Annotated in this window: 30 protein-coding genes; 23 read left to right on the top strand and 7 right to left on the bottom strand. The window is 63.0% G+C overall.

Going from position 1 to position 24,468, the window contains the following annotated elements:
• Positions 1–82 precede the first annotated feature (82 nt).
• Both ACR0NY_RS17840 and ACR0NY_RS17845 read left to right on the top strand, forming a co-directional pair.
• Positions 83–664 (top strand): FMN-dependent NADH-azoreductase, encoded by a 582-nt coding sequence (locus ACR0NY_RS17840; protein WP_170342725.1) that lies wholly within the window; start codon positions 83–85, stop codon positions 662–664.
• Between the two features lie 73 nt (positions 665–737).
• Positions 738–1,478, top strand: coding sequence for an aspartate/glutamate racemase family protein (locus ACR0NY_RS17845; protein ID WP_170342727.1), 741 nt, complete (start codon positions 738–740; stop codon positions 1,476–1,478).
• Here ACR0NY_RS17845 and ACR0NY_RS17850 read toward each other — a convergent pair whose 3' ends face one another.
• Positions 1,479–2,009 carry a prolyl-tRNA synthetase associated domain-containing protein gene (locus tag ACR0NY_RS17850; RefSeq protein WP_170342729.1) on the bottom strand — a complete coding sequence of 177 codons (531 nt, stop codon included), beginning with the start codon at positions 2,007–2,009 and terminating at the stop codon, positions 1,479–1,481.
• Between the two features lie 258 nt (positions 2,010–2,267).
• Here ACR0NY_RS17850 and ffh point away from each other — a divergent pair, with 258 nt between their 5' ends.
• The 10 genes from ffh to trmD are packed head-to-tail and all read left to right on the top strand — an operon-like array spanning position 2,268 to position 8,584.
• Complete coding sequence (ffh, locus tag ACR0NY_RS17855; RefSeq protein ID WP_170343386.1) at positions 2,268–3,776, top strand: signal recognition particle protein; 1,509 nt, start codon at positions 2,268–2,270, stop codon at positions 3,774–3,776.
• Complete coding sequence (locus ACR0NY_RS17860; protein WP_170370069.1) at positions 3,777–4,385, top strand: GNAT family N-acetyltransferase; 609 nt, start codon at positions 3,777–3,779, stop codon at positions 4,383–4,385.
• The gene (locus tag ACR0NY_RS17865) at positions 4,382–4,933 is read left to right on the top strand and encodes a GNAT family N-acetyltransferase (RefSeq protein ID WP_170342733.1); all 552 of its coding nucleotides are present in this window, start codon (positions 4,382–4,384) and stop codon (positions 4,931–4,933) included. The genes ACR0NY_RS17860 and ACR0NY_RS17865 overlap by 4 nt, the downstream gene beginning before the upstream one ends.
• Positions 4,930–5,226, top strand: a complete 297-nt coding sequence (locus tag ACR0NY_RS17870; RefSeq protein ID WP_170342735.1) for a chorismate mutase — start codon at positions 4,930–4,932, stop codon at positions 5,224–5,226. The genes ACR0NY_RS17865 and ACR0NY_RS17870 overlap by 4 nt, the downstream gene beginning before the upstream one ends.
• Before the next feature lie 41 nt (positions 5,227–5,267).
• On the top strand, positions 5,268–5,663 hold the full coding sequence (gene rpsP, locus ACR0NY_RS17875) for a 30S ribosomal protein S16 (RefSeq protein ID WP_093965193.1): 396 nt from the start codon (positions 5,268–5,270) through the stop codon (positions 5,661–5,663).
• A gap of 12 nt (positions 5,664–5,675) precedes the next feature.
• Complete coding sequence (gene bluB, locus ACR0NY_RS17880) at positions 5,676–6,311, top strand: 5,6-dimethylbenzimidazole synthase (protein ID WP_170370071.1); 636 nt, start codon at positions 5,676–5,678, stop codon at positions 6,309–6,311.
• 6 nt (positions 6,312–6,317) lie between these two features.
• Positions 6,318–6,467 carry a hypothetical protein gene (locus ACR0NY_RS17885; protein ID WP_170342739.1) on the top strand — a complete coding sequence of 50 codons (150 nt, stop codon included), beginning with the start codon at positions 6,318–6,320 and terminating at the stop codon, positions 6,465–6,467.
• Positions 6,460–6,963, top strand: a complete 504-nt coding sequence (gene rimM / locus ACR0NY_RS17890) for a ribosome maturation factor RimM (protein WP_093965189.1) — start codon at positions 6,460–6,462, stop codon at positions 6,961–6,963. The genes ACR0NY_RS17885 and rimM overlap by 8 nt, the downstream gene beginning before the upstream one ends.
• A complete protein-coding gene (locus ACR0NY_RS17895; protein ID WP_170370073.1) occupies positions 6,960–7,778 on the top strand; it encodes a hypothetical protein in 819 nt (272 codons plus the stop codon). The genes rimM and ACR0NY_RS17895 overlap by 4 nt, the downstream gene beginning before the upstream one ends.
• Positions 7,775–8,584, top strand: a complete 810-nt coding sequence (gene trmD, locus ACR0NY_RS17900) for a tRNA (guanosine(37)-N1)-methyltransferase TrmD (protein WP_170370075.1) — start codon at positions 7,775–7,777, stop codon at positions 8,582–8,584. The genes ACR0NY_RS17895 and trmD overlap by 4 nt, the downstream gene beginning before the upstream one ends.
• On the opposite strand, the gene ACR0NY_RS17905 is transcribed toward trmD, so the two are convergent.
• Positions 8,581–9,384 (bottom strand): glycoside hydrolase family 25 protein, encoded by an 804-nt coding sequence (locus ACR0NY_RS17905; protein WP_170370077.1) that lies wholly within the window; start codon positions 9,382–9,384, stop codon positions 8,581–8,583. The genes trmD and ACR0NY_RS17905 overlap by 4 nt on opposite strands.
• Positions 9,385–9,779: 395 nt before the next feature.
• Here ACR0NY_RS17905 and rplS point away from each other — a divergent pair, with 395 nt between their 5' ends.
• Together rplS and rpmE are read left to right on the top strand one after the other, a co-directional pair.
• Positions 9,780–10,163 (top strand): 50S ribosomal protein L19, encoded by a 384-nt coding sequence (gene rplS, locus ACR0NY_RS17910; protein ID WP_093965183.1) that lies wholly within the window; start codon positions 9,780–9,782, stop codon positions 10,161–10,163.
• Between the two features lie 11 nt (positions 10,164–10,174).
• A complete protein-coding gene (rpmE, locus tag ACR0NY_RS17915) occupies positions 10,175–10,396 on the top strand; it encodes a 50S ribosomal protein L31 (RefSeq protein WP_093965180.1) in 222 nt (73 codons plus the stop codon).
• Between the two features lie 64 nt (positions 10,397–10,460).
• On the opposite strand, the gene ACR0NY_RS17920 is transcribed toward rpmE, so the two are convergent.
• The gene (locus ACR0NY_RS17920) at positions 10,461–10,781 is read right to left on the bottom strand and encodes a Dabb family protein (RefSeq protein WP_170370079.1); all 321 of its coding nucleotides are present in this window, start codon (positions 10,779–10,781) and stop codon (positions 10,461–10,463) included.
• Positions 10,782–10,806: 25 nt separating this feature from the next.
• Entirely contained in the window at positions 10,807–11,694 is an 888-nt protein-coding gene (locus ACR0NY_RS17925) for an AEC family transporter (RefSeq protein ID WP_170370081.1), read from the bottom strand.
• Positions 11,695–11,912: 218 nt separating this feature from the next.
• On the opposite strand from ACR0NY_RS17925, the gene ACR0NY_RS17930 reads away from it, so the two are divergent.
• A complete protein-coding gene (locus ACR0NY_RS17930) occupies positions 11,913–12,722 on the top strand; it encodes a division plane positioning ATPase MipZ (RefSeq protein ID WP_170370083.1) in 810 nt (269 codons plus the stop codon).
• Here ACR0NY_RS17930 and ACR0NY_RS17935 read toward each other — a convergent pair.
• Both ACR0NY_RS17935 and ACR0NY_RS17940 read right to left on the bottom strand, forming a co-directional pair.
• Positions 12,719–13,951: an adenylate/guanylate cyclase domain-containing protein gene (locus ACR0NY_RS17935; RefSeq protein ID WP_170342750.1), complete on the bottom strand. Its 1,233-nt coding sequence runs from the start codon at positions 13,949–13,951 to the stop codon at positions 12,719–12,721. The genes ACR0NY_RS17930 and ACR0NY_RS17935 overlap by 4 nt on opposite strands.
• A gap of 59 nt (positions 13,952–14,010) precedes the next feature.
• Complete coding sequence (locus ACR0NY_RS17940; protein WP_093965172.1) at positions 14,011–14,463, bottom strand: MarR family winged helix-turn-helix transcriptional regulator; 453 nt, start codon at positions 14,461–14,463, stop codon at positions 14,011–14,013.
• A 56-nt stretch (positions 14,464–14,519) separates the two neighbouring features.
• Here ACR0NY_RS17940 and hmgA point away from each other — a divergent pair, with 56 nt between their 5' ends.
• The 7 genes from hmgA to ACR0NY_RS17975 all read left to right on the top strand — a co-directional run bounded on the left by hmgA (position 14,520) and on the right by ACR0NY_RS17975 (position 21,143).
• Positions 14,520–15,875 carry a homogentisate 1,2-dioxygenase gene (gene hmgA, locus ACR0NY_RS17945; RefSeq protein WP_170342752.1) on the top strand — a complete coding sequence of 452 codons (1,356 nt, stop codon included), beginning with the start codon at positions 14,520–14,522 and terminating at the stop codon, positions 15,873–15,875.
• A gap of 41 nt (positions 15,876–15,916) precedes the next feature.
• Entirely contained in the window at positions 15,917–17,173 is a 1,257-nt protein-coding gene (gene fahA, locus ACR0NY_RS17950; RefSeq protein ID WP_170370085.1) for a fumarylacetoacetase, read from the top strand.
• Positions 17,174–17,183: 10 nt separating this feature from the next.
• Complete coding sequence (locus ACR0NY_RS17955) at positions 17,184–18,134, top strand: MBL fold metallo-hydrolase (protein WP_170342754.1); 951 nt, start codon at positions 17,184–17,186, stop codon at positions 18,132–18,134.
• Positions 18,135–18,268: 134 nt separating this feature from the next.
• Positions 18,269–19,879, top strand: a complete 1,611-nt coding sequence (locus tag ACR0NY_RS17960; RefSeq protein WP_170370087.1) for an FAD-dependent oxidoreductase — start codon at positions 18,269–18,271, stop codon at positions 19,877–19,879.
• A 5-nt stretch (positions 19,880–19,884) separates the two neighbouring features.
• On the top strand, positions 19,885–20,076 hold the full coding sequence (locus ACR0NY_RS17965) for a DUF2783 domain-containing protein (protein WP_005981201.1): 192 nt from the start codon (positions 19,885–19,887) through the stop codon (positions 20,074–20,076).
• Positions 20,073–20,711 (top strand): maleylacetoacetate isomerase, encoded by a 639-nt coding sequence (gene maiA / locus ACR0NY_RS17970; RefSeq protein WP_170370089.1) that lies wholly within the window; start codon positions 20,073–20,075, stop codon positions 20,709–20,711. Before ACR0NY_RS17965 ends, maiA begins: the two co-directional genes overlap by 4 nt.
• 90 nt (positions 20,712–20,801) lie before the next feature.
• Positions 20,802–21,143 (top strand): DOPA 4,5-dioxygenase family protein, encoded by a 342-nt coding sequence (locus ACR0NY_RS17975; RefSeq protein WP_170342759.1) that lies wholly within the window; start codon positions 20,802–20,804, stop codon positions 21,141–21,143.
• Here ACR0NY_RS17975 and ACR0NY_RS17980 read toward each other — a convergent pair.
• A complete protein-coding gene (locus ACR0NY_RS17980; protein WP_170370091.1) occupies positions 21,140–22,768 on the bottom strand; it encodes an acyl-CoA synthetase in 1,629 nt (542 codons plus the stop codon). The genes ACR0NY_RS17975 and ACR0NY_RS17980 overlap by 4 nt on opposite strands.
• A gap of 222 nt (positions 22,769–22,990) precedes the next feature.
• Between ACR0NY_RS17980 and ACR0NY_RS17985 the strand changes: the two genes are divergently transcribed.
• Positions 22,991–24,382 carry an aminotransferase family protein gene (locus ACR0NY_RS17985; RefSeq protein ID WP_170342762.1) on the top strand — a complete coding sequence of 464 codons (1,392 nt, stop codon included), beginning with the start codon at positions 22,991–22,993 and terminating at the stop codon, positions 24,380–24,382.
• Positions 24,383–24,468: the final 86 nt, after the last annotated feature.

Raw genomic sequence — 24,468 nt, forward strand, 5'->3', positions numbered from 1 at the left:
GATTTATCCCAGTTTCGTTCGCTCACGCAATACTCATATTGGGCTCAGACACAAAATCCGAACCCTGAGAAGGACCCACGCTATGACAAAGACCATCCTGCATATCGACGCCTCGGCCCGCCGCACCGGCTCGGCCACCCGCGACCTGTCGGCCCGCATCGTCCAGCACCTGGGCGCCGGCCGCATCATCCGCCGCGACCTGGCCACGCCCCTGCCCCTGCTGACCGAGGACTGGATCACCGCCAACTTCACCCCCGCCGATCAACGCGACGCCACCCAGCGCGACCTGCTGGCCCTGTCGGACGAGTTGGTCAAGGAACTGCAGCAGGCCGACACGGTGGTGATCGGGCTGCCGATCTACAATTTCTCGGTCCCCGCTGCCTTCAAGGCCTGGATCGACCTGGTCGCCCGCGCGGGACTGACATTCTCGTATACCGAAAACGGCCCCAAGGGCCTGCTGGAAGGCAAGCGCGCCATCCTCGCCATCGCTTCGGGCGGCACTGCCGTGGGGTCCGAGATCGACTTCGCCACCGGATACGCCCGCCATGTGCTGGGCTTCATCGGCATCCACGACGTGGATGTGGTGGCCGCCGACCGCATGGCGCTGGATCCGGAAGCCGCGCTGAGCAACGCGCAGAAAGCCGTGGCCGAACTGGCCGCCTGATCCGGCCACTGGCCATCCTTGGTCAAACCGTCCAATCTGCACCCGAACTGGATCGGCAGATTGGACGGTTGTCATGAAGAAGATCGGAATTCTGGGCGGGGTCGGCTGGGCGTCGACAATAGACTATTACCGCGCCATCGCCGAGGGCGCCGGGCGCCATTTTGCAGACCGTGGGCACGGATCACCGCTGCCTGTTCCTCCGATGACCATCGAATCCGTCACCCAGGCCAGAACCCGCGCGCTGCGCGGAACTGCCGGCGACGAAGCAAGCTGGTCCGCGTTCGATGCCCTTTTCCGCGATGCACTGCTGACGCTTGAGCAGGCGGGATGTGATTTCGGCATCATTGCCTCGAACACACCTCACGCCCGTTTGCATGCGATCCGGCAGGGCGTGACCATGCCGATCCTGAGTATCTTTGATGCAACCGCCGTGGCCACCAAAACGACACGCGCCAAATGCGCGCTGGTGCTGGGAACCTCGGTCACGATGCAAGCGCGCCACTATGCGGAAAGGCTGGCGGTTGAAGGCATCACAGCCAATGACCGACTTCCCGAGGACCAGATCGCGGAAATGCAGGCCATGATCGACACCGAGTTCTATGGCGGTGCCTCGGCCAATGCCCGCCACCGTCTGCTGGCGTTCTGCAACCGGCACGCCGCCCCCGGAACCGCGATCCTGCTGGCCTGCACCGAATTGCCGCTGGCCTTTCCCCAACATCTTGATGACCCGGTTTTCGAGACCGACGGGCACCTGTTCGTCAATCCCTCGGCCGCCCATGTCGCCGCCGCGTTGAAAGAGGCGCTGAGCGATTGATCAGGGATGCCAGGTAACCTCGCACCCGATCCGGTCGAAGAAGGCCATCAGGTCGTCGCGCGCCATGGCCACCGTCCGGTCGTTGACAAGCGGATGCATATAAATCACGTCCGCATGCTGCGCCGCGTCGTCCATGAAAAACCGCACATCGTTGCCGACGCCGTTGATCATCGCCAGCGGGCTGACCGCGCCGGGACGGATGCCAAGGTTCTGCATCAGCCGATCCGCCGACCCGAAGGACAGGTTGCCCACCCCCAGTTCGGCGCCCAGCGCCTTGAGGTCGATCTCGCGGCTCTGCTCCAGCGTCACCAGGTAGTTCCGCTTTTTCTTGTCGCGCAGATACAGGTTCTTGAGCCGCAACGCGTTTTCGCCCGGCACCATGAACTGATCCTCGACCGCCTTCGACTCTTCGACCGTCCGCAGCGGGACGTGGCTGTGCAGGCGATAGGGCAGCCCCCAATCGTCCAGCTGCGCCAGCAGTGCATCGGAACTAAGCGGCAATGTGTCCTGAAAGGCGGATGAGGCGTCCATGGTCTTCTCCCGAATAGCGCAGCAGTCATGGCCGACGGGGCAAGACGATGCAACCCGGCAAGCGCGGATGGTTGACTCAGGCAGCCAATGGGCCTAAACGCCAACGCAACATCCGGAAGCGTCTGTTCTTCCGGTCCCTTGAGTCGTTCAGGGATCGCCCCCCACCAGCGAGTTTCGCCCGTGGGGGCGTTTGTGCATTGACCCGTCTGCCCCTATCTATGGGGCGCCAACCGACAACCGGCGAAGGAGGCCGAAGGCATGTTTGAAAATCTATCCGAACGCCTCTCTGGCGTCTTTGACCGGCTGACCAAACAGGGCGCCCTGTCCGAGGAAGACGTCAAGACCGCCCTGCGCGAAGTTCGCGTGGCGCTGCTTGAGGCTGACGTGTCGCTGCCGGTGGCGCGTGCGTTCGTCAAGAAGGTGCAGGAACAGGCGACCGGCCAGGCGGTGACCAAGTCGATCACGCCGGGCCAGCAGGTCGTCAAGATCGTGCACGACGCGCTGGTCGATACCCTGCGCGGCGAGGAAGACCCCGGCAAGCTCAAGATCGACAACCCGCCCGCGCCGATCCTGATGGTCGGCCTGCAGGGCTCGGGCAAGACGACGACCACCGGCAAGCTGGCGAAACGTCTGAGAGAGAAAGAGGGCAAGAAGGTCCTTATGGCCTCGCTGGACGTCTACCGCCCGGCGGCAATGGACCAGTTGGCGGTTCTGGGCACCCAGATCGGGGTGGACACCCTGCCGATCGTGCCGGGCCAGAAACCGGTGGACATCGCCAAGCGCGCCAAGCAGCAGGCCACGCTGGGCGGCTATGACGTCTACATGCTGGATACCGCGGGCCGTCTGCATATCGACGAAGTGCTGATGGACGAAGTCGAGCAGGTCCGCAACGTGGTCGACCCGCGCGAGACCCTGCTGGTGGTCGACGGCCTGACCGGTCAGGTCGCCGTCGAGGTGGCCGAGGAGTTCGACGCCAAGGTCGGCATCTCGGGCGTGGTCCTGACTCGGATGGACGGCGACGGGCGCGGCGGCGCGGCACTGTCGATGCGCGCGGTCACCGGCAAGCCCATCCGCTTCGTGGGTCTGGGCGAGAAGATGGATGCGCTGGAAACCTTCGAGCCCGACCGCATCGCGGGCCGAATCCTGGGTATGGGCGACATCGTGGCCCTGGTCGAAAAGGCCCAGGAGACCATGGAGCTCGAGCAGACCGAGCGCATGATGAAGCGCATGATGAAGGGTCAGTTCAACATGAACGACCTGAAGATGCAGCTGGAGCAGATGATCCAGATGGGCGGCATGCAGGGCATGATGGGCATGATGCCGGGCATGGGCAAGATGGCCAAGCAGATGGATCAGGCCGGACTGGACGACCGGATCCTGCGCCAGCAGATCGCCATGATCCAGTCGATGACCAAGAAGGAACGCGCCAACCCCGCGCTGCTGCAGGCCAGCCGCAAGAAACGCATCGCGGCCGGTTCGGGCATGGAAGTCAGCGACATCAACAAGCTGCTCAAGATGCACCGGCAGATGTCGGACATGATGAAGAAGATGGGCAAGATGGGCAAAGGCAAGATGCTGAAACAGGCCATGAAAGGCATGTTCGGCAAAGGCGGGCCCAGCCCCGAGGACATGGCTGCGGGCATGGACCCCAAGGCGCTGGAAGCCGCAGCCAAGGCGATGGGCGGCAAGATGCCCGGCGGCATGCCCGGCATGGGCGGCGGCATGGCCCTGCCCCCCGGCCTGAGCGGGTTCGGAAAGAAGAAGTAAATGACCGCGCCCGTCGCATATCCTTGGGAGGCTCCGGCCACCGGCCCCGCTGCCGCTCTGTCGGCGCGGCTGGCTGCGGACTTGCCGCGGCTGGAGACTGCGCGGCTGGTGCTGCGCGCGCCGCGGATCGGGGATTTCGACACCTATGCCGACATCCTGATGTCGGACCGCGCCAAACACATGGACGGCCCGTTTGACCGGCAGGCGGCTTGGCTAGATTTCTCGCAAAACGTCGCGGGCTGGCTGCTGCGCGGCGCGGGAATGTGGGCCATCGAGGACCGCTCGGGCGGTCAGGTTCTGGGGTTCGTGTCGGTCGGCATGGAATTCGGCGACCGCGAACACGAGCTGGGCTATCTGCTGACCGAAGCCGCCGAGGGGCGTGGCTTTGCAACCGAGGCGGCCGAAGCCGCCCGCGACTTTGCGCTGGGTCCGCAGGCCCTGCCGACACTGGTCAGCTATGTAGACCTCGACAACGCGGCCTCGGTCCGCGTGGCCGAGCGCCTGGGCGCCCAGCGCGACCTACAGGCCGAGGCCGGGTTCGACGAGCCGGTTCTGGTCTATCGCCACCTGCCCGGCGACGAAGATGGCGGGATGGAGGCCTACGCATGACGACCTTCGCCATCCCGACCCTTGAGACCGAGCGCCTGATCCTGCGGGCGCCGCATCTGGACGATCTGCCGGCGATGACAGCCTTCTACGCGACCGAGCGCAGCCACATGGTGGGCGGGCCAAGGGATGCGGCGGGCTGCTGGAACGGACTGGCGAACCGGCTTGGCCACTGGGCGCTGCGTGGCTATGGCCTGTGGCACCTGACCGAAAAGTCCAGCGGTTCTTTCGTGGGCTGGACCGGCATGATCTATGTGCCGGGCTGGGACGAACCCGAACTGGGCTGGACCCTGATGGAACAGGCCGAGGGCAAGGGCCTGGGCTTCGAGGCCGCGCAGGCCGCCCGCGACCACGCGGCGCGCCATCAGGGGCTGAACGGCGTCATCAGCTATATCGCCCACGCCAATGACCGCTCGCGCGCTCTGGCGGAGCGCCTCGGTGCGACCTACGAGCGCGAGGGCGAAGTGCTGGGCAAGTCCGCGCAGATCTGGCGGCACCCGAAACTCGACACGTCAACGACCGATCTGACCACCGAAAGGACCGGCCAATGAACAATCCCGTGACGCGGGCCGCGGCCTTGCTGAAAGACCACCGCGAAAGCATCGACCGCTTGGACGCGATCCTGGTCTATACGCTGGCCGAGCGGTTCAAGCACACGCAGGCCGTTGGCAAGCTCAAGGCCGAACACGAACTTCCCCCGTCCGATCCCTCGCGCGAGGCCGCGCAGATCGCACGGCTTGAAGACCTGGCGAAAGAGGCGGATCTGGACCCCGATTTTGCCAAGGCTTTCCTGAATTTCATCATTCAGGAAGTCATCCGACACCACAAGAAACACCAGAAATAGCCGGAACATTCCGGCCAACGCCATCCAAAGGAGATACCACAATGGCAATGAAAATTCGTCTGGCCCGTGGCGGCTCGAAAAAGCGCCCCTTCTACCGCATCGTTGCAGCTGACAGCCGCATGCCTCGCGATGGCCGTTTCATCGAGAAGCTGGGCACCTACAACCCGCTGCTGCCGAAGGACAGCGAAGAGCGCGTAAAAATGAACATGGAGCGCATCCAGTACTGGCTGGACCAGGGCGCGCAGCCGACCGACCGGATCGCCCGCATGCTGGAAGCCGCCGGCGCCAAGGAAAAAGCCGAGCGCAACAACCCTCAGAAGGGCACCCCGGGCAAGAAGGCCCAGGAGCGCGCCGAAGAGAAAGCCGCCAAGGCTGCTGAAGCCGCAGAGGCTGCTGCCGCTCCGGCCGAAGAAGAAGCTGCTGCTGCAGAAGAGTAAACAGGCGGGCGCGTGCAGGATCAGGCTTTCACCGAAGACTTCCGCACGCAGTTCGATCTGTTGATGCGGCTCCGGCGCGATGTACGCCGGTTCCGCACCGACGCGGTGGACGAGGCAGTGCTGACGCGCTGCCTCGACGCGTTTCAGCTGGCCCCTTCGGTGGGGCTGAGCGAACCGTGGCGCGTGATCCGCGTCGAGAGCCCAGCGGCCCGGACCGCGGCGCTGGAGAATTTCAAGGCGGCCAATGACGCCGCGCTGTCGGGTTATTCCGGTGACCGGGCGCAGCTGTACAGCCAGCTGAAACTGTCGGGCATGCAGGAGGCGCCGGTGCAGCTAGCGGTGTTCTGCGATGACTCCACCGACAAGGGCCAGGGGCTGGGCGCAGGCACCATGCCCGAGATGCGCCGTTATTCGGTGGTCTCGGCCGTCACTTTGTTCTGGCTGGCGCTGCGCGCGCATGGCCTGGGGCTGGGCTGGGTCTCGATCCTCGATCCCGACCGGCTAGCCCGCGACCTGTCGGTGCCCGAAGGCTGGCGGCTGATCGGTTATTTCTGCGTGGGCTGGCCCGAGGACTGCTCGGACACGCCCGACCTGGAAACCCATGGCTGGGAGTGCCGCCGCGGCAGCCTGCCGGTGGAAACGCGGTAGGGTGGCATGTTTGGATTGATACGCCTTCCCATCCTGCTGCTGATCGCCTTTATTGTGGGCGTGTTCTTTGAACGCAACAATCAACGCGAAGCCTGCGGCGAAATCGGTGTCTGGGAAAGTGGAATATGCGTGACAACGGAAATGCCCAATGACTGATCTGATCTGTGTCGGCAGCATCGCCGGGTCCTTTGGCGTACGCGGCGAGGTCCGCCTGAAAAGCTATTGTGCGGTACCCGAGGATATCGAGACCTACTCCCCCCTGACCGACGAGAGTGGCGCCCAGCGCTATCCACTGATCATCACCCGCGCAATCAAGAACGGGTTTGCCGCGCGTCTGGGCGGGGTCGAAACCAAGGAACAGGCGGACGCCCTGAAGGGGCTGCGCCTTTATGCCCGGCGCGAGCAGTTGCCATCGCTTCCGGATGACGAATTCTATCACGCCGACCTTTTGGGGCTTGAGGTTTATGACACCGGCGGAACCCTGTTGGGGCGGGTCAAATCGGTGCAAAACCACGGCGCCGACGACCTGCTCGAACTGCACGGGCCGGGGCTAAAATCGACTGTATTCCTGCCATTCACCAAGGCCGCCGTACCCACAGTTGACCTTGAGGCTGGGCGTATCGTCGCCGACCCTCCCGAGGGTCTGCTGTGACGCGGCGCATCTTGCTGCATCTGGGCCTTCACAAGACCGGCACGACTGCCGCGCAATCCTTTCTGTTCGAGAACCGAGCGCTTATCTGGCCGCGCCACGCATTGGTTCTGCCATATGTCACCCGCAAATCCGGGTTATCCGAAGCCGCCACGCGCCATTCGCTGTATGGGACATTCGGTACGCTGTCCGAATTCGGCAATCGCTGGCGCGAAATTCTGGCGAAGCTGGATTTCGGGGAAAAGCGCGGGCTGATCCTGAGCGAGGAGAACTTCTCGGGGCTTCGCCCCAGCCGCAATCTGGTTGTGGGATACGCCGAAGCCCCTGATCTGGCCGCCTGCGTGGTCGATACGCTGCGCAACCGGCTTGTCGGGTCGGAACTGGACATCACCGTCTATCTCTCGTTGCGCCAGCGCGGCAGTTGGATCCGCAGCCTCTGGGCCCATGATCTTCAGCGCACGCGGCTTGTGCAGGATTTTGACACGTTCCGCGAGAAGCTCGAAGAGCTCCCGTCGCTGCAGCAGACTGCGGACGCCGTTCGTGATCGGCTGCCCTCGGTTCGAGTGCAGACCGAATGGCTGGAAGACCTACGTGAGCGCAGCTTTGGCCCCGGCACACCTTTTGCCGAGTTCCTGGATCTTCCGCCCGAGAAAGCCGCCCTGCTGGTCAAGCCCACTCGGTCAAACCCGGCATTGCCGCGAGAAGCGCTGTCCGAAATGCTCGAGTTGAACCGATCGGGGCTGGACGAGGCGGCGCTGGTCCGACAGAAAGCCCGCATCGTCGAACGCGCCCAAAACAGCCTGACCACGAACACATGACGGACAAACCTGCAAAGTCATATGGCCGCAAGGCTATTCGCCCCACGCTGAAACCGCGTGAGCTGCTGACGCCCACGCCGGACCTGCATGGCGTGTGGAAGGCCAAGGTGATCACGCTGTTCCCATCTGCCTTTCCCGGCGTCTTGGGCGAAAGCCTGACCGGCAAGGCGCTGCAAGAGGGGCTGTGGCAACTGGAAACGGTCGATCTGCGGCAGTTCGGAGTCGGCAAGCATCGCAATGTCGACGACACGCCCGCAGGCGGCGGTGCCGGCATGGTGTTGCGGCCGGATGTACTGGGGGCCGCCATTGATCACACGATGGATGGGGTACAGGGCAACTGGCCGCTGATCTACCTCAGCCCGCGCGGGCGCCGGATGGATCAGCGCATGATGCAGAATTTGGCCCGGTGCGATGGCATAACCCTGTTGTGTGGCCGCTTTGAAGGCGTTGATGAACGGGTTTTGGAGCACTACGGCATCCGGGAAGTCTCGCTGGGCGATTTCGTCATGACCGGAGGCGAGATTGCCGCCCAGGCGCTGATCGATGCCACCGTGCGACTGCTGCCCGGCGTTCTGGGCAATCAGGCCTCGACCGAGGAAGAGAGCTTTTCGTCCGGCTTGCTGGAACATCCACAATACACTCGGCCGGCCGAGTGGAACGGGCGCGAGATCCCTCCGATCCTGATGTCCGGACATCATGGGCGCATCGCCGAATGGCGTCACCAGATGGCGGAAGAGATTACCCGCACGCGCCGCCCGGACCTGTGGGATGCCTACCTGAAGGCGCGCGGGGAAGTCGACGACTAGGGTGCGCCCGCCTTCCATCGCGCCCAGATATCAGGCGAGCCATTGAAGGCGTTGATGTCCACCCGCCCCTGCACGCCGGGAACCAAACCGGTACCCGTATACTGCCAGAACCGCCAGACTGCCTTGGGATAGACATTGCGCGGATGCCCCGCGACCGAGCGCAGCCAGAACTCGGTCTTTGGCAGCCGTCCGATCCCTGTGTCCTCGTAGAAATCGACCGTGGTGTAGACGATCGGCCGGCGGCCGTAATGTCGCTCCAGTATGTCGAGGAACCTTTCCGCCTCGGCCCGCACCGTCTTGCCATCGGGGCGCAGGGTGCAGGTTTTGGAATGGGGGGTCCATTCCATGTCCAGCACATGCGGCAGGTCGGCCCCACGTGGAACGTTTCGAATGAACCAGCGGGCCTGCTCGGCCGCGGGGCGGCAGAAGTAGTAATAGTGATATGCCCCCCACGGAACCCCTGCCGCACGAGCGCCCTGACTGTGATCCTGGAACATCGGATCGGCCACGTCGCCCCCTTCGGTCGCCTTAATGAACACGAAACTGACCCCCGAGGCCTTGGCCTGGCGCCAGTCGATCGGTCCCTGCCAGCGCGAGACGTCGAGCCCATGCACGGGATAGTGCTCGGGCCGCCGCCGCTCCCAGTCATGCGGGTCGGCATCCGCAAAGGCTGGGTACAAAACCGAAGGTCCGGAAAGGCCCGCGACCATCGGTTGGTCTACGATTTGGGGCGCCGGCGCACGACGCCCGCAAGACATCAGTGTCAGCGCTAGAACCACGCATAAAATCGCTTTGCTCATCCTGTTGCTCTGCCTCTAAACCTGCCCTCAAATTATGACCCAGAATGCCCGATCCCCGGCACAAGGCAACGTCGCGGTACAGGTGACGGCGGATTCCCACCAAATCCACCGCGATTTGGCCTGAAAACCGGCGATTTGGGCTTGATATACACGTCCGACTTCCCTAAACGGGCGCAATCTGGTGCCGCCTTTCGGGCGACTCCGGTGTTTTGGGTTGATCGCAGGAACGCACCTGCCCTTCTTCGGATCAGGGAAGCTGTGGAATAACCCGGACCAAAAGGAACATTCGACCTGACCTCTGGCGGGCTGCAGATCGCGGGACCCGGAGAAGACCAAGAGCTCTCAGATCGTGCCCAACTTCGTGGACCAACCACGAGCAGATAGGAGTAACTGCGATGGACCTGATCGCACAGCTTGAGGCGGAACAGATTGCCGCCCTGGGGAAAGACATCCCCGACTTCAAAGCCGGTGACACCATCCGTGTCGGCTACAAGGTGACCGAAGGCTCGCGCACCCGTGTGCAGAACTACGAAGGCGTCTGCATCGCGCGCAAAAACGGCGACGGCATCGCCGGATCGTTCACCGTTCGCAAGATCTCGTTTGGCGAAGGCGTGGAGCGTGTGTTCCCGCTGTATTCGACCAACATCGACAGCATCACCGTTGTCCGTCGTGGCCGCGTCCGTCGCGCCAAACTGTACTATCTGCGTACCCGTCGCGGTAAATCCGCTCGTATCGCAGAAGTCACCAACTACAAGCCCAAGGCTGGCGCCGAGGCGTAAGGAGCGGAAAGATGAAAAAAGACATCCATCCCGACTACCACATGATCGACGTCAAACTGACCGACGGCACCGTGATCCAGATGAAATCGACCTGGGGCGCCGAAGGCGATCAGCTGGCCCTGGAAATCGACCCCTCCTCGCACCCCGCGTGGACCGGTGGCTCGTCGCGTCTGATGGACGCCGGCGGTCGCGTGTCGAAGTTCAAGAAGAAATACGAAGGCCTGGGTTTCTGAACCCACGCCTTTTCGGAATTTCCAAGGCCGTCCCCATGGGGGCGGCCTTTTTCGTTGGCCGCTTCTATTGCGCGTCCGGCACGTCGAGATCAAAGACGATGATCCCGTCAGCACCATTCTGACACAGATCACACAGCTGACCGCCCAACCGGCGGTGTTTCGGGTGTTCGGCATAAGCCTGCACGGCGGTTCGATCCGCAAAGCGGATCACGAACCCATCGCGATAGTCCTGCGACTTTCCTTCAAAATCGAGATTGGGGCCGCTTTCAAAGGTCAAGACCCCCTCCAGGTCGGCGCATAGCTCGGCCAAGCCGGTCAGAACGGCACGGCGCGCGTCCTGCGGTGCATCTGATCGGAAAGTGAAGAACACGCAGTGCAATATCATGATTTCGGTTCCTGGTTGGGCAAAGTCAGATCCAGTAGGCCAAGGCGAGTGGCAGCACCAGGATCGTCGTCAGGGTTGAGACCATGATGTATCCGGCCACTTCCGGGCCATATTCCGGAACATGCTGGTCGATGAACAGGTATGTCGCAACCGAGGACGGCATCAGGCAGCAGAGGATCAGCGCTCCGCGTTCGACCCCGGTAAAGCCGAACAGCCAGACAAGCGTGGTGGCGATCCCGACGGCCAGAACGAGATGCAGACCTGTCAGAACGACCGCCCGGCCAAGGCTGCCCGTCCGACGCGTGGCCAGCGTGTGACCCAGTGTCAGCAACATCAGCGGGATCGACAGCCCGCCCAGAATGTCAAAGGATTTGGCGATCGGTTGCGGCAGGGTAGACCCCGTAGCCATCAGCGTCAGCGCGATGATAACCGCATAGATGATCGGAGATGTTGCAAGCTTGCGCGCCGAGAACTCTCCGGCCGGGATCCACATGCCGACCGTGAAAATACTCACCAATACCACGACGACAAAAGCCATCGTATAGGCCATGCCCGCATCGCCCAGTGCCAGCAAAGTGATCGGCAATCCGATATTGCCCACATTGCCATGCATCAGCGGGGTCAGAAACGCCCGCACCGGCCAACGCAACAGCCGCAACGCCAGAAATCCGAGCACGCCGAACGCCGCAATGGCGAGGGCAGCAGCAGCCATCATGTCCAGAAACGTGGCAATCTGGATCTTGGTGGCGGACAGATGGGAGATGATCAGTGTCGGATATCCCACCTTCGAGACAATCCCGCCGATCACCTTGTTGTCGAACGGTGCGCGCGCGACCGCCAGCCCGTACCCCACACCGGCACAGATCAGCACCGGCAGAACGATGTTCAATACGTTCAGGAATACGTGCTCCAAACCGGGTCCTTGCGTCCAAGTCAGTTTGCAGACTGTGGCGACGGACGCCCCGTTTGGCAACATCCAAGCGTCAAGCGGCGGGTATCGCGAAAAAATCCAATTTAGACACTGATATTGTCCCGCAGACCCTACAGGACCGCTTTTCTTCGCGGATCACACAACATATAGTGGGTTCAAACAACGTGTAGGCAATCACGGCGCGACTTGGGAATACAGGTATGGCACATATCATCGTTGTGGGGAACGAAAAGGGCGGCGCAGGCAAGTCGACGGTTTCCATGCATGTTGCAACCGCGCTTGCGCGTTTTGGAAACAAGGTCAGCACCCTGGATCTGGACCTGCGGCAGCGCAGCCTGGGCCGCTACTTCGAGAACCGCCGCAATTTCCTGTCCACGGAAAAGCTGGAACTGCCCAGCCCGCGCCACCATGACCTGCCCGAGATCGACGCAAGCAAGCTCAAACCCGGAGAGAACATCTATGACCACCGCCTGTCCGCCGCCGTGGCCGAGTTGGAGAGCGACAGCGATTTCATCCTGATCGACTGCCCCGGCTCCCACACAAGGCTGAGCCAGGTGGCCCATTCGCTGGCCGACACGCTGATCACGCCGCTGAACGACAGTTTCATCGATTTCGACCTGCTGGCCCGGATCGACTCGAAGGGCGAAAAGATTCTCGGCCCCTCGGTCTATTCCGAGATGGTCTGGAACGCGCGGCAATTGCGGGCGCAGGCCGGGCTGAAACCGATCGACTGGGTCGTGGTGCGCAACCGCGTGGGCACCCAACGCATGGTCAACAAGGAAAAGATGCAGCGCGCCATCGAAATGCTGTCGCAGCGCATCGGCTTCCGCGTTGCCTCGGGCTTTTCCGAGCGTGTGATCTTTCGCGAACTGTTTCCGCGCGGGCTGACTCTGCTGGACCTCAAGGATATCGGGGTGAAACAGCTCAACATTTCGAACATCGCCGCGCGGCAGGAGCTGCGCGACATGATGCGTGAACTGAACCTGCCCGGGGTCGAGATCGACTTCTAAGCCGTCGGCGCGAAGATCGTGAACAGCTCTTTGGGTTCGGGTACGCCGCGCAGCATGTAGCGCCCGACCGAGATCAGTTCCTGTTCGCAGGGCTGAGCGGCGCGGGCCACGTCATCCGAGATCAAGATACGTCGATCCAGCGATCGGTGCATGCCTGCAATACGCGCAGCCTGGTTCACCGCCGGTCCGATCACAGTGAAATCCAGCCGGCTTTCAGCACCGATATTGCCGTAAAGGATTTCGCCCGAATGCAGAGCAAGGGTGAAATTGGCAACCGGCAAGCCGGCGGCAGCCCGTTCCGCGTTGAGCACTGCAATGCGCTCTTGCAGAACAGTCACAGCGGCCAGCGCGGCGCGGGCGTCCTCGTCGATCTCGCCCACGTCGAACATGGCCATCAAGCCGTCGCCCATGAATTTCAGGATATTGCCGCCACAACCCTGAACGACCTCGACCGCCACGGCCAGATAGTCGTTCAGCATCGCGATGATGTCCGACCCCGGAAGGCGTTCGGCCAGGCCGGTAAAGCCCTCGAGGTCGAAATTCCAGATCACAGCGTCGATCTGCTGTAGCGACCCGCGCCGGATTTCACCCGACAGTACACGGTGGCCAGCATCCCCGCCCAGATAGACACGCAACAGATCCTGCGCCATCTTCCGGTTCGCGGCCGATTTCAAGGCGAGGCCCAGATGCGGCAGGGCATATCGGATAAGATCCAGATGCGTTTCGTCGAACCCCTCGGCGTGATCCGTCGCCCAAGACATCAGAACCCCCTCGGGCATCTGGTCCAGCGCGATCCGGCGCTCGGGTTCGACCTTCTGCAAAACCAGCCCGGATGCGAAATAGTCGGTGGCGCCCCTCTGGTGCAGTTCGTTGAGAAACGGAAACCGGCTGGGTTCGTTCTGGTCCTTCAACCTCTCGCGCAGTTCCTTCGCGCCGGTCTGCAGCATCTCGTAAAGCGGGCTGTTCACCCATTGTGCGGGCGGTACCTCGGTGTGTTCGTAATTCTCGACGCTGCCCCCTTCGTCACGGTACCAGTTGAAGCCGGTACCGCCATAAGTGGGGTGATAGGCGCTCTGGGCGGCGTGAAACCGCATCAGGGGAACGCCCGCATCCACAAGCCGCAGGCAATAGCCTTCCAGTATTTCCGACTGTTCGGCCCCCTCCAGCCCCCGGTCCAGCAACCATCCGATCAGGTTTTCGGCGTAGGCTTTGGGGTCGGTGGATGGCATCTTGGGGCTCCGTCTGGTCTGCACCCCACTTGGGGGTTGCGGGGCCAGATTACCAGAGGTCAGTCCATCCCGGCCAGCCGCCGCAGCATCATCCGCAACAGGGCCGCCTCGCCTGTGGTGAACATGCCCGCCAGCCGGGCGTCATAGTCGCGGGCGATGTCGCGCAATTCGCGGTACACCGTCAGACCGGCGGGGGTCAGGGTCAGCCGCTCCATCCGGCGGTCGTTTTCGTCGCGGGTGCGCCGCAGGTATCGGCGCTGTTCCAGCTTGTGCACCGCGCGGCTGATCTTGGTCTTGTGCATCTTGGCACGTTCCCCGATCTGCTTGGCGGTCATCTCTCCGTAATTGCCCAGATGGAACAACACGCGCCATTCGGTGCGCAGCATCCCATAGCGGTTCTTGTAGACCTTTTGAAAATCCAACGAGCTTTCCTCGGCTGCCTGGTTGAGCAGGAAAGGCAGGAAATTTCGCAGGTCGAAGTCATCTTTTTCGGCGGAATCTGGCTGTGTCATGGTTGTTAGTTACAAAATCAACTATTATCCGACAAGCAGCAAACGGAGGAACCCCGATGAATCGTCCGACTGACCCGCACGCTCTGACCCAAGCCAGCACGCCCGTTGGCACCCACGCAGGCTATATGCCCGGCTTTGGAAACGACTTTGAGACCGAGGCGCTGCCCGGCGCGCTGCCGCAGGGCATGAACAGCCCGCAGAAATGCAACTATGGCCTTTACGGCGAACAGCTCAGCGGCACCGCCTTCACCGCCAACCCGCCCGAGCGCACCTGGTGCTATCGCATCCGGCCGTCGGTCAAGCATTCCCACCGCTATGAAAAGATCGACCTGCCCTATTGGAAAAGCGCCCCGAATGTCGATCCAGACGTGATCAGCCTGGGCCAGTACCGCTGGGACGCGGTGCCTCATTCCGACCAGCCGCTGACCTGGCTGACCGGCATGCGCACCATGACCACCGCCGGGGACGTGAACACCCAGGTCGGCATGGCCAGCCACATCTATCTGGTCACTGAATCGATGGTCGACGACTATTTCTTCTCGGCCGATTCCGAGCTGCTGGTGGTGCCGCAGGAAGGCCGGCTGCGCTTTGCGACCGAGCTGGGCATCATCGACCTGGAACCCAAGGAGATCGCCATCATCCCGCGCGGCCTGGTTTACCGTGTCGAGGTGCTGGAAGGTCCCTGCCGCGGTTTCGTCTGCGAAAACTACGGCCAGAAATTCGAGCTGCCGGGCCGCGGCCCGATCGGCGCCAACTGCATGGCCAACCCGCGTGACTTCAAGGCGCCTGTCGCGGCGTTCGAAGATCGCGAGGTGGCCTCGACCGTGACGATCAAGTGGTGCGGCCAGTTCCACACCACCAAGATCGGCCACAGCCCGCTGGACGTGGTGGCCTGGCATGGCAACTACGCGCCCTACAAATACGACCTGCGCACCTACTGCCCGGTCGGGGCCATCCTGTTCGACCACCCCGATCCGTCGATCTTTACCGTGCTGACCGCGCCTTCGGGCGTGCCGGGCACCGCGAATATCGATTTCGTCCTGTTCCGCGAACGCTGGATGGTGATGGAGGACACGTTCCGCCCGCCGTGGTACCACAAGAACATCATGTCCGAGCTGATGGGCAATATCTACGGCCAGTATGACGCCAAGCCGCAGGGCTTCGTGCCGGGCGGCATGAGCCTGCACAACATGATGATCCCGCATGGCCCCGACAAGGAAGCCTTTGAAAAGGCATCCAACGCCAATCTGGGGCCGGACAAGCTGGACAACACCATGTCCTTCATGTTCGAGACCCGCTTCCCGCAGCACCTGACCGCCTTTGCCGCGAACGAGGCGCCGCTGCAGGATGACTACATCGATTGCTGGACGGATCTGGAAAAGAAATTCGACGGCACGCCCGGCAAGAAATGACACCGGTGGCCCACGGCCACCGCACTGCACAAGGAAACGCAATGCCATTGATGAAATCCTGGGTGGCCTCGGCCAATGACGCGAACCACCCGTTTCCGCTGAACAACCTGCCCTATGGCGTCTTTTCGACTGCAGGTTCCGAGCCGCGCTGCGGCGTGGCCATCGGGGACATGATCCTCGACGTGTCCGCCGCCGAGGCCGAGGGGCTGATCACTTTGGGCGACGAGCCGCTGTTCGATCTGCCCTTCTGGAACCCGCTGATGGAACAGGGTCCGGCTGTCTGGGCCGCGCTGCGCGAGCGGCTGACCGCCCTGCTGGCGAAAGGGTCGAAAGAACAGGACAAGGTCGAACCGCTGCTGGTTCCGCAGGCCGAGGCCCAACTGCACATGCCTTTCGCCGTCAGCGAATACACCGATTTCTACGCCGGCAAGCACCACGCCACCAACGTCGGCACCATGTTCCGCGGCCCGGAAAACGCGCTGCCGCCCAACTGGTTGCACATCCCCATTGGCTACAACGGACGGGCCTCGTCTGTGGTAGTCTCGGGCACCGATATCCGCCGCCCGTGGGGGCAGTTGAAGTCGCCCGACCATGACCGCCCCGCCTTCCTGCCCAGCCGCCGTTTCGACATCGAGCTGGAGATGGGCGCCATCGTCGGCACCCCGTCCGACGGCCCGATCACCGTGCAGGAGGCCGACGATCATATCTTTGGCTATGTCCTGCTGAACGACTGGTCTGCGCGCGACATCCAGGCCTGGGAATACCAGCCGCTGGGCCCGTTCCAGGCCAAGGCGACCGCTACCTCGATTTCGCCGTGGATCGTAACCAAGGCCGCGCTGGACCCTTTCCGCTGCGACACGCCCCCGCGTGAGGTCGAACTGCTGGACCACCTCAAGGACTGCGGCCCAATGCTCTATGACATCGAGCTTGAGGTGACGATGGCGCCCGAGGGCAAACCGGCATCCACCATCGCCCGCACCAATTACAAGGAAATGTATTATTCCTCGGCGCAGCAACTGGCGCATCATACCACCTCGGGTTGCCCGATGAACGTGGGCGACCTGCTTGGCTCGGGCACGATTTCGGGGCCGACGAAGGACAGCCGCGGCTCGCTTCTGGAACTCAGCTGGGGCGGCAAGGAACCCATCACGCTGGAGACCGGCGAAACGCGCAGCTTCATCGAGGACGGCGACACGCTGACCCTGAAGGGCGCTGCCCTGGGCGACGGCTACACGATCGGCTTCGGCGATTGCACCGGCACGGTGCTGCCCGCCCTTGAAGACCCATACGCACGATAAGGAGCGCCAAATGGCCAAGGCATTCGCGTCCCAAGGGGACATGACCGAAAAGAAGATCTCGTTCACCGAGGTGGGCGAAGGGCTGTATGCCTTCACCGCCGAGGGCGATCCCAACTCGGGCGTCATCATCGGCGATGACAGCGTGATGGTGGTCGAGGCGCAAGCCACACCGCGCCTGGCGCAAAAGGTGATCGACTGCATCCGGTCCGTAACTGACAAGCCGATCACTCATGTGGCGCTGACCCACTACCACGCGGTCCGCGTGCTGGGCGCCAGCGCCTTCGGTGCGCAACAGATCATCATGTCGGACATGGCCCGCGCCATGGTCGTCGCGCGCGGGCAAGAGGACTGGGACAGCGAGTTCCAGCGTTTCCCGCGCCTGTTCGAAGGCCACGAAAGCATCCCCGGCCTGACCTGGCCCACCACCACCTTCAACGACACGATGACGGTCTATCTGGGCAACCGCCGGGTCGACCTGATGCATCTGGGGCGGGCGCATACCGCCGGTGACATCGTCATCCACGTGCCCGACCAGAACGTGATGTTCACCGGCGACATCGTCGAATATCACTCGGCCTGCTATTGCGGTGACGGGCATTTCAGCGACTGGGGCGATACGCTGGATCAGATCCAGTGGTTCGACGTGGACGCCATCGCCCCGGGGCGCGGCGATGCGCTTGTCGGCAAGGAAATGGTGAACGCCGCCATCGAGAACACCCGCGATTTCGTCGAAAGCACCTATCGCCCGGCCGCCAAGGTGGCGGCGCGCGGCGGCAGTCTGAAAGAGGCCTGGGACGCAGTGCGTGCGGAATGCGATCCGAAATTCTCGGACTACGCCATCTATGAACACTGTCTGCCCTTCAACGTGGCCCGTGCCTATGATGAAGCGCGCGGCATCGACACCCCGCGCATCTGGACCGCCCAGCGCGATCTGGAGATGTGGGAGGCCCTGCAAGGCTGAGAAATGGCCCGGCGACTTGATCCAGATCGTGTTGCCGGCCTGAAAACGATGCGACCATGGAGGAGAGCCATCGGCGCCACGCGCCGGTGGGCAGGGATTGTGCGCCACGCGCACAGAACTTGGGGAGAGAGCCCATGAACAAGATTTTTGAACAGCCGCTCTATGCCTATGCCCGCAGCCCCGATCAGGATGCCCCCGCCCCGGTGCGGCATCAGGTGATCGTGATTGGCGCGGGTCCGGTCGGGCTGGCCGCCGCCATCGATCTAGCCCAACAGGGCGTCGAGGTGGTGGTGCTGGACGACAACGACAAGGTCAGTTTCGGCAGCCGCGCCATCTGTTTCGCCCAGCGCACGCTGGAAATCTCCGACCGACTGGGTTGCGCCCGGCCGATGGTGGACAAGGGCGTGCTGTGGAACACCGGCAAGGTGTTTTTCGACGACCGAAAGGTCTATGAATTCAACCTGCAGCCCGATGAGGGGTACGCCCATCCGGCCTTCATCAACCTTCAGCAATACTACTTTGAGCAGTTCATGGTCGAACGGGTCCGCGCGTTGCAGGCCCAGGGCGCACCGCTCGAGATCCGTGGCCGCAACAAGGTCGAGGCGATCGGCACCCATGACGACCACGTCAAGCTCGAGGTGGAAACGCCCGAGGGGTCGTACACCGTCGAGGCCGACTGGCTGATCGCCTGCGACGGGGCCAACTCGCCCACCCGCCGGATGCTGGGACTGGATTTCGTGGGCCGCGTGTTCGAGGACAACTTCCTGATCGCCGACGTGATCATGGAGGCCGATTTCCCGACCGAGCGCTGGTTCTGGTTCGACCCGCCCTTCAACCGTGGCCAGTCGGCGCTGTTGCACAAACAGCCCGACAATGTCTGGCGCATCGACCTGCAACTGGGCTGGGACATCGACAAGGAACGGGAAAAGCGCCCCGAAAACGTGATCCCGCGCCTCAAGGCGATGCTGGGCGAGGATGTCCAGTTCGAGTTGGAATGGGTCAGCATCTATACCTTCCAGTGCCGCCGGATGGAGAAGTTCCGCCACGGCCGCGTCCTGTTTGCCGGCGACAGCGCGCATCAGGTCAGCCCCTTCGGCGCGCGCGGGGCCAATTCGGGCCTGCAGGACACCGACAACCTGTGCTGGAAAATGAAGATGGTCCTTGACGGCACCGCCCCCGACAGCCTGCTGGACAGCTATGATGTCGAGCGCATCCACGGCGCGGACGAAAACATCCTGAACTCCACCCGCTCGACTGATTTCATCACGCCGAAATCGGAAATGTCACGCATCCTGCGCGACGCGGTGCTGGACCTGAGCGAACATTATGAGTTCGCCCGCCCGCTGGTGAATTCCGGGCGGTTGAGCGTGCCCTGCACCTATGACGGCTCGCTGCTGAATTCGGCCGATGCGCTGAATGGTCCGGCCGAAACGCGCCCCGGATCGCCCTGCCCCGATGCGCCGCTGGGGGATGCGTTCCTGTTGCCCAAGCTGGCGGGCAAGTTCACCCTGCTGACCATCGACGCCGACGCCCCAGACAGGATCGAGGAAGAGGGCGTGACGGTCGAGCGGCTGGCGCTGTCGGTCAAGGACGACCGGACGCTGGCGCTAAAGCGGCGGTATCTGGGCGACGCGGAAGGTGCGGTCTATCTGATCCGGCCCGACCAGCATGTGGCGGCGCGGCGCGACAGCTATGAAGACAACGCGTTCCGGCATGCGATCCGCCGGGCCATCGGCAAGGAGTAGGCACAATGGATGAACTGATCCTCACCCCGAATATCGACGGCGCGGATGATTTCTATGCCGATCTGCTGGCCGCGCACGACGGTCTGGACAAGGCCGAAAGCGATGCGCTGAATGCGCGGCTGGTGCTGGTGCTGGCCAACCATATCGGCGACCGGGCCATCCTGAAACAGGCGATCGACGCGGCCAAAGCCCGATGAGCGACGTCGTCCTGTATGACTACTGGCGGTCCTCGGCCAGCTACCGGGTGCGCATCGCGCTGAACCTGGCCGGGATCGCCTATCGCGCGCAGACCGTCGATCTGGTCAAGGGCGAGCAGACCGCGACCGCGCATCTGGCACGCAACCCGCAGGGCTTTGTGCCGGTGCTCGAGATCGACGGCGTGCAACTGACCCAGTCGCTGGCCATTCTGGACTATCTCGACCGGACGCGGGGCCTGAACCTACTGCCGGACGAGCCGGTTGCGCGGGCCAGGGCGCAGGCGCTGGCCCATGCCATCGCGGTCGATCTGCACCCGGTCTGCAACCTGAAGGTCGCCCGCCACGCCACGCAGCTGAGCGGCAGACGGGGCGACATGCCCGGCGACTGGATGCGCCATTTCATCCGCCCCGGTCTGTTGGCCTTCGAGGCGATGCTGGAAGGGTTCGAACAAGCCCCCTATTGCACGGGATCAACGCCCGGGCTGGCCGATCTGTGCCTGATCCCGCAGATGTACAACGCCCGGCGCTGGCAGGTCGATCTGTCGGACATGCCGCGCATTCTGGCGGTCGAGGCGGCCTGTGCCGACCACCCCGCCTTTGCAGCGGCCCACCCGGACGCCCACGCGCCGGGCTGAGCCGCGCACAGGGTCTGTTTGCCGATGCGTCTGTGCACCGGCGCCGATCGGGCCTAGCCTTGTGCCGGAAACCACCGCACGAGGCCCCCGATGCCACAGATCACCGGCTATCACGCCCATGTCTATTTCGACGCCGAAACGCAGGACACCGCCCGCCGTGTCTGCGGGGAGGCTGCACGCCTGCTCCCTGTCCAGATGGGCCACATGCACAGCCGCAATGTCGGCCCTCACCCCCGCTGGAGCTGCCAGCTGAGCTTTGCCGCCGATGCCTTCGACAAGGTGATACCGTGGCTGATGCTGAACCGGCAGGGGCTGACCGTGTTCACCCACCCCGAAACCGGCCAGCACCTGCCCGACCACCGCGACCGGGCGATCTGGATGGGCGAGATGCTGGATCTGGACCTGTCGATCTTTGACCGGCAGGGCGCCTAGCCCAGCGCCCGCGCCTGTTCCCTGAGCTTGAATTTCTGGATCTTGCCCGTCGATGTCTTGGGCAGCGGCCCGAACACCACCGTCTTGGGTGCCTTGAAATGGGCCATCTGATCGCGGCAGAACGCGATCAAATCGGCCTCGGTCGCTTCGGCGCCCGGCTTCAGCTCGACAAAGGCGCAAGGCGTCTCGCCCCATTTCTCGTCCGGTTTGGCGACCACGGCGGCCTCCATCACGGCGGGGTGCTTGTAGAGGACATCCTCGACCTCGACCGACGAGATGTTCTCGCCCCCCGAAATGATGATGTCCTTTGACCGGTCCTTCAGCGCGATATAGCCGTCGGGATGCATCACCCCCAGATCGCCCGAGGCAAACCAGCCGCCGCGGAACGCTTTCTGCGTGGCCTCGGGGTTCTTCAGATACCCTTTCATCACGATGTTGCCCTGCATGAAGATCTCGCCCATGGTCTCGCCATCGGCCGGCACCGGCTCGAGCGTTTCGGGATCAGCCACCATCAGCCCCGACAGGGCAACGTATTTCACCCCCTGCCGCACCTTGAGCGCGGCGCGCTCCTCGGCGGGCTTGTCGTTCCATTCGTCCTTCCAGGCGCACACGACCGACGGCCCGTAGGTCTCGGTCAGGCCATAGACATGAGTGACTTCGATGCCCATCCCCTCCATCGCCGCGATCACCGCGGCGGGCGGCGGGGCACCTGCGGTCATCACCTTGATCTCATGATCGAAATCCTTGAGATGATCGGGCGCGTTGGCCAGCATGTTCAGAACGATGGGCGCGCCGCAGAAATGGGTCACGCGCTCGTCGCGAAAGGCGCGGTAGATCGGCTCGTCCCGCACCGCGCGCAGGCAGATGGACGTGCCCGCGTTCGCGGCCATGGTCCAGGGGAAACACCAGCCGTTGCAGTGGAACATCGGCAGCGTCCACAGATAGACCGAATGCTGCGGCATGCCCCATGTCAGGATGTTCGACGTGGCATTCAGCGCCGCGCCACGGTGGTGATAGACGACACCCTTGGGGTTGCCCGTGGTGCCAGAGGTGTAGTTCAGCGTGATCGCGTCCCATTCATCGGCGGGCAAAGACCAGTCGAATTCCGGGTCGCCCTCGGCCAGCAGGTCGTCATAGGTCTGCGCGCCCAGTTTCTCACCTCCGTCGAAACTCGGGTCCTCGATGTCGATCACCAGAATGTCGTGGTCCACCTGCTCCAGCGCCTGCTTCACCACGCCCGAGAATTCGGGATCGACCAGCAGCACCTTGGATTCGGCGTGGTTGAGGATGAAGGCGATGATCGGGGCATCGAGCCTTGTGTTGATCGTGTTCAACACCGCGCCTGCCATGGGCACACCGAAATGCGCCTCGTACATTTCGGGGATGTTGGCGGCGATGATCGATACCGTGTCGCCCGCGCCCACCCCACGCGCGGCCAGCGCACTGGCCAACTGGCGGCAGCGCGCATAGGTCTGCGCCCAGCTATGGCGCCGGTCACCATAGACCACGGCGGGATAGTCAGGGTAAACGGCCGCGGTCCTCTCGATATAGCTGAGCGGGGACAGGGCCGTAAAATTTGCCGGGCCTTTGTCCAGATCGCGCTGATAAATGCTGTGGGTCGCCATCCGCCTCTCCTCCCCAAGTCGTCGGATTTTTCGTATTGAGCACAAAGGTTGCCGCAAAACAAACCCGTAAAAATACGCGAGGCGAATATACTGGAGCTACGTGATCGGGTAATCTGGCCCTACTGCGTACCGGGCTTTCGGGCTGATCTGCGGTATCTGGTTCATCCGCGCCCGCCGGGCATCGTGATTCCCGCGCGTCGCGTCTTACTGAAAGGACATGTCATGGACGGCACGTTCAACGAAAACGATCTTTCCCGCGTGGTCGAGGCCGACCGCGCCCATATCTGGCACCATCTGATCCAGCACAAGCCGTTTGAGACGAACGATCCGCGCATCATCGTCGAAGGCAAGGGCATGCGCGTCTGGGATCAAAAGGGCAAGGAACACCTGGATGCCGTCTCGGGCGGCGTATGGACGGTGAATGTGGGCTATGGCCGCGAATCCATCTGCAAGGCCGTCTACGACCAGTTGATGAAGCTGTGCTACTTTGCGAACTCGGCGGGCTCGATCCCCGGGGCGCTGTTTGCCGAAAAGCTGATCGAGAAGATGCCGGGCATGAGCCGGGTCTACTACACCAACTCGGGAAGCGAGGCGAACGAGAAGGCTTTCAAGATGGTCCGCCAGATCGCCCACAAGAAATACGGCGGCAAGAAGACCAAGATCCTGTATCGCGACCGCGACTATCATGGCTCGACTCTGGCGGCGATGTCGGCGGGCGGTCAGGATGAGCGCAACGCGCAATACGGCCCCTTTGCGCCGGATTTCGTGCGCGTTCCGCACTGCATGGAATACCGCAAGCACGAATTGGACGGCGCACCCGAAGAGAGCTTTGGCGAATGGGCCGCCGATCAGATCGAAGCCGTGATCCTGCGCGAAGGCCCCGACACCGTAGGCGCGCTGTGCCTTGAGCCGGTGACCGCCGGCGGCGGCGTGATCGAAGCGCCCGAGGGCTATTGGCAGCGCGTGCAGGAGATCTGCAAGAAATACGACATCCTCCTGCATATCGACGAGGTCGTCTGCGGCGTGGGTCGCACCGGTACCTGGTTCGGGTACCAGCAATACGGCGTGAAACCCGATTTCGTGACCATGGCCAAAGGCGTGGCCTCGGGCTATGCCGCGATTGCCTGCATGGTGACCACCGAGGAAGTCTTTGACATGTTCAAAGACGATGCCGCGGACCCGATGAACTATTTCCGCGACATCTCGACCTTTGGCGGCTGCACCGCTGGGCCCGCGGCGGCGATCGAGAACATGCGCATCATCGAAGACGAGAACCTGCTGGGCAATTGCGCCGCGATGGGTGATCGCATGATGGGCAACCTGCAGGCACTGATGGACAAGCACAAGGTCATCGGTGACGTGCGCGGCAAGGGCCTGTTCCTGGGTGCCGAACTAGTCGCGGATCGCGCGTCCAAAGAACCGGTGGACGAAAAGCTGGCCCAAGCGGTCGTGGCCGATTGCATGGCGCAAGGGGTAATCATCGGCGTGACCAACCGTTCAGTCCCCGGGCGCAACAACACGCTGTGCTTCTCGCCCGCTTTGATCGCCACGGCGGACGACATCGACCAAATCACCGATGCGGTTGATGGCGCACTGGGGCGTGTGTTCGGGTAAACCCAGCGCGGGATAAAAGACCAAGTGAAACCGGCGTTCTTCGCGCCGGTTTCTTTTTTGAGCCCTATTCGCTCAGGCAATAGACT

The sequence above is a fragment of the Ruegeria sp. BJ5 genome (genome assembly GCF_056537865.1).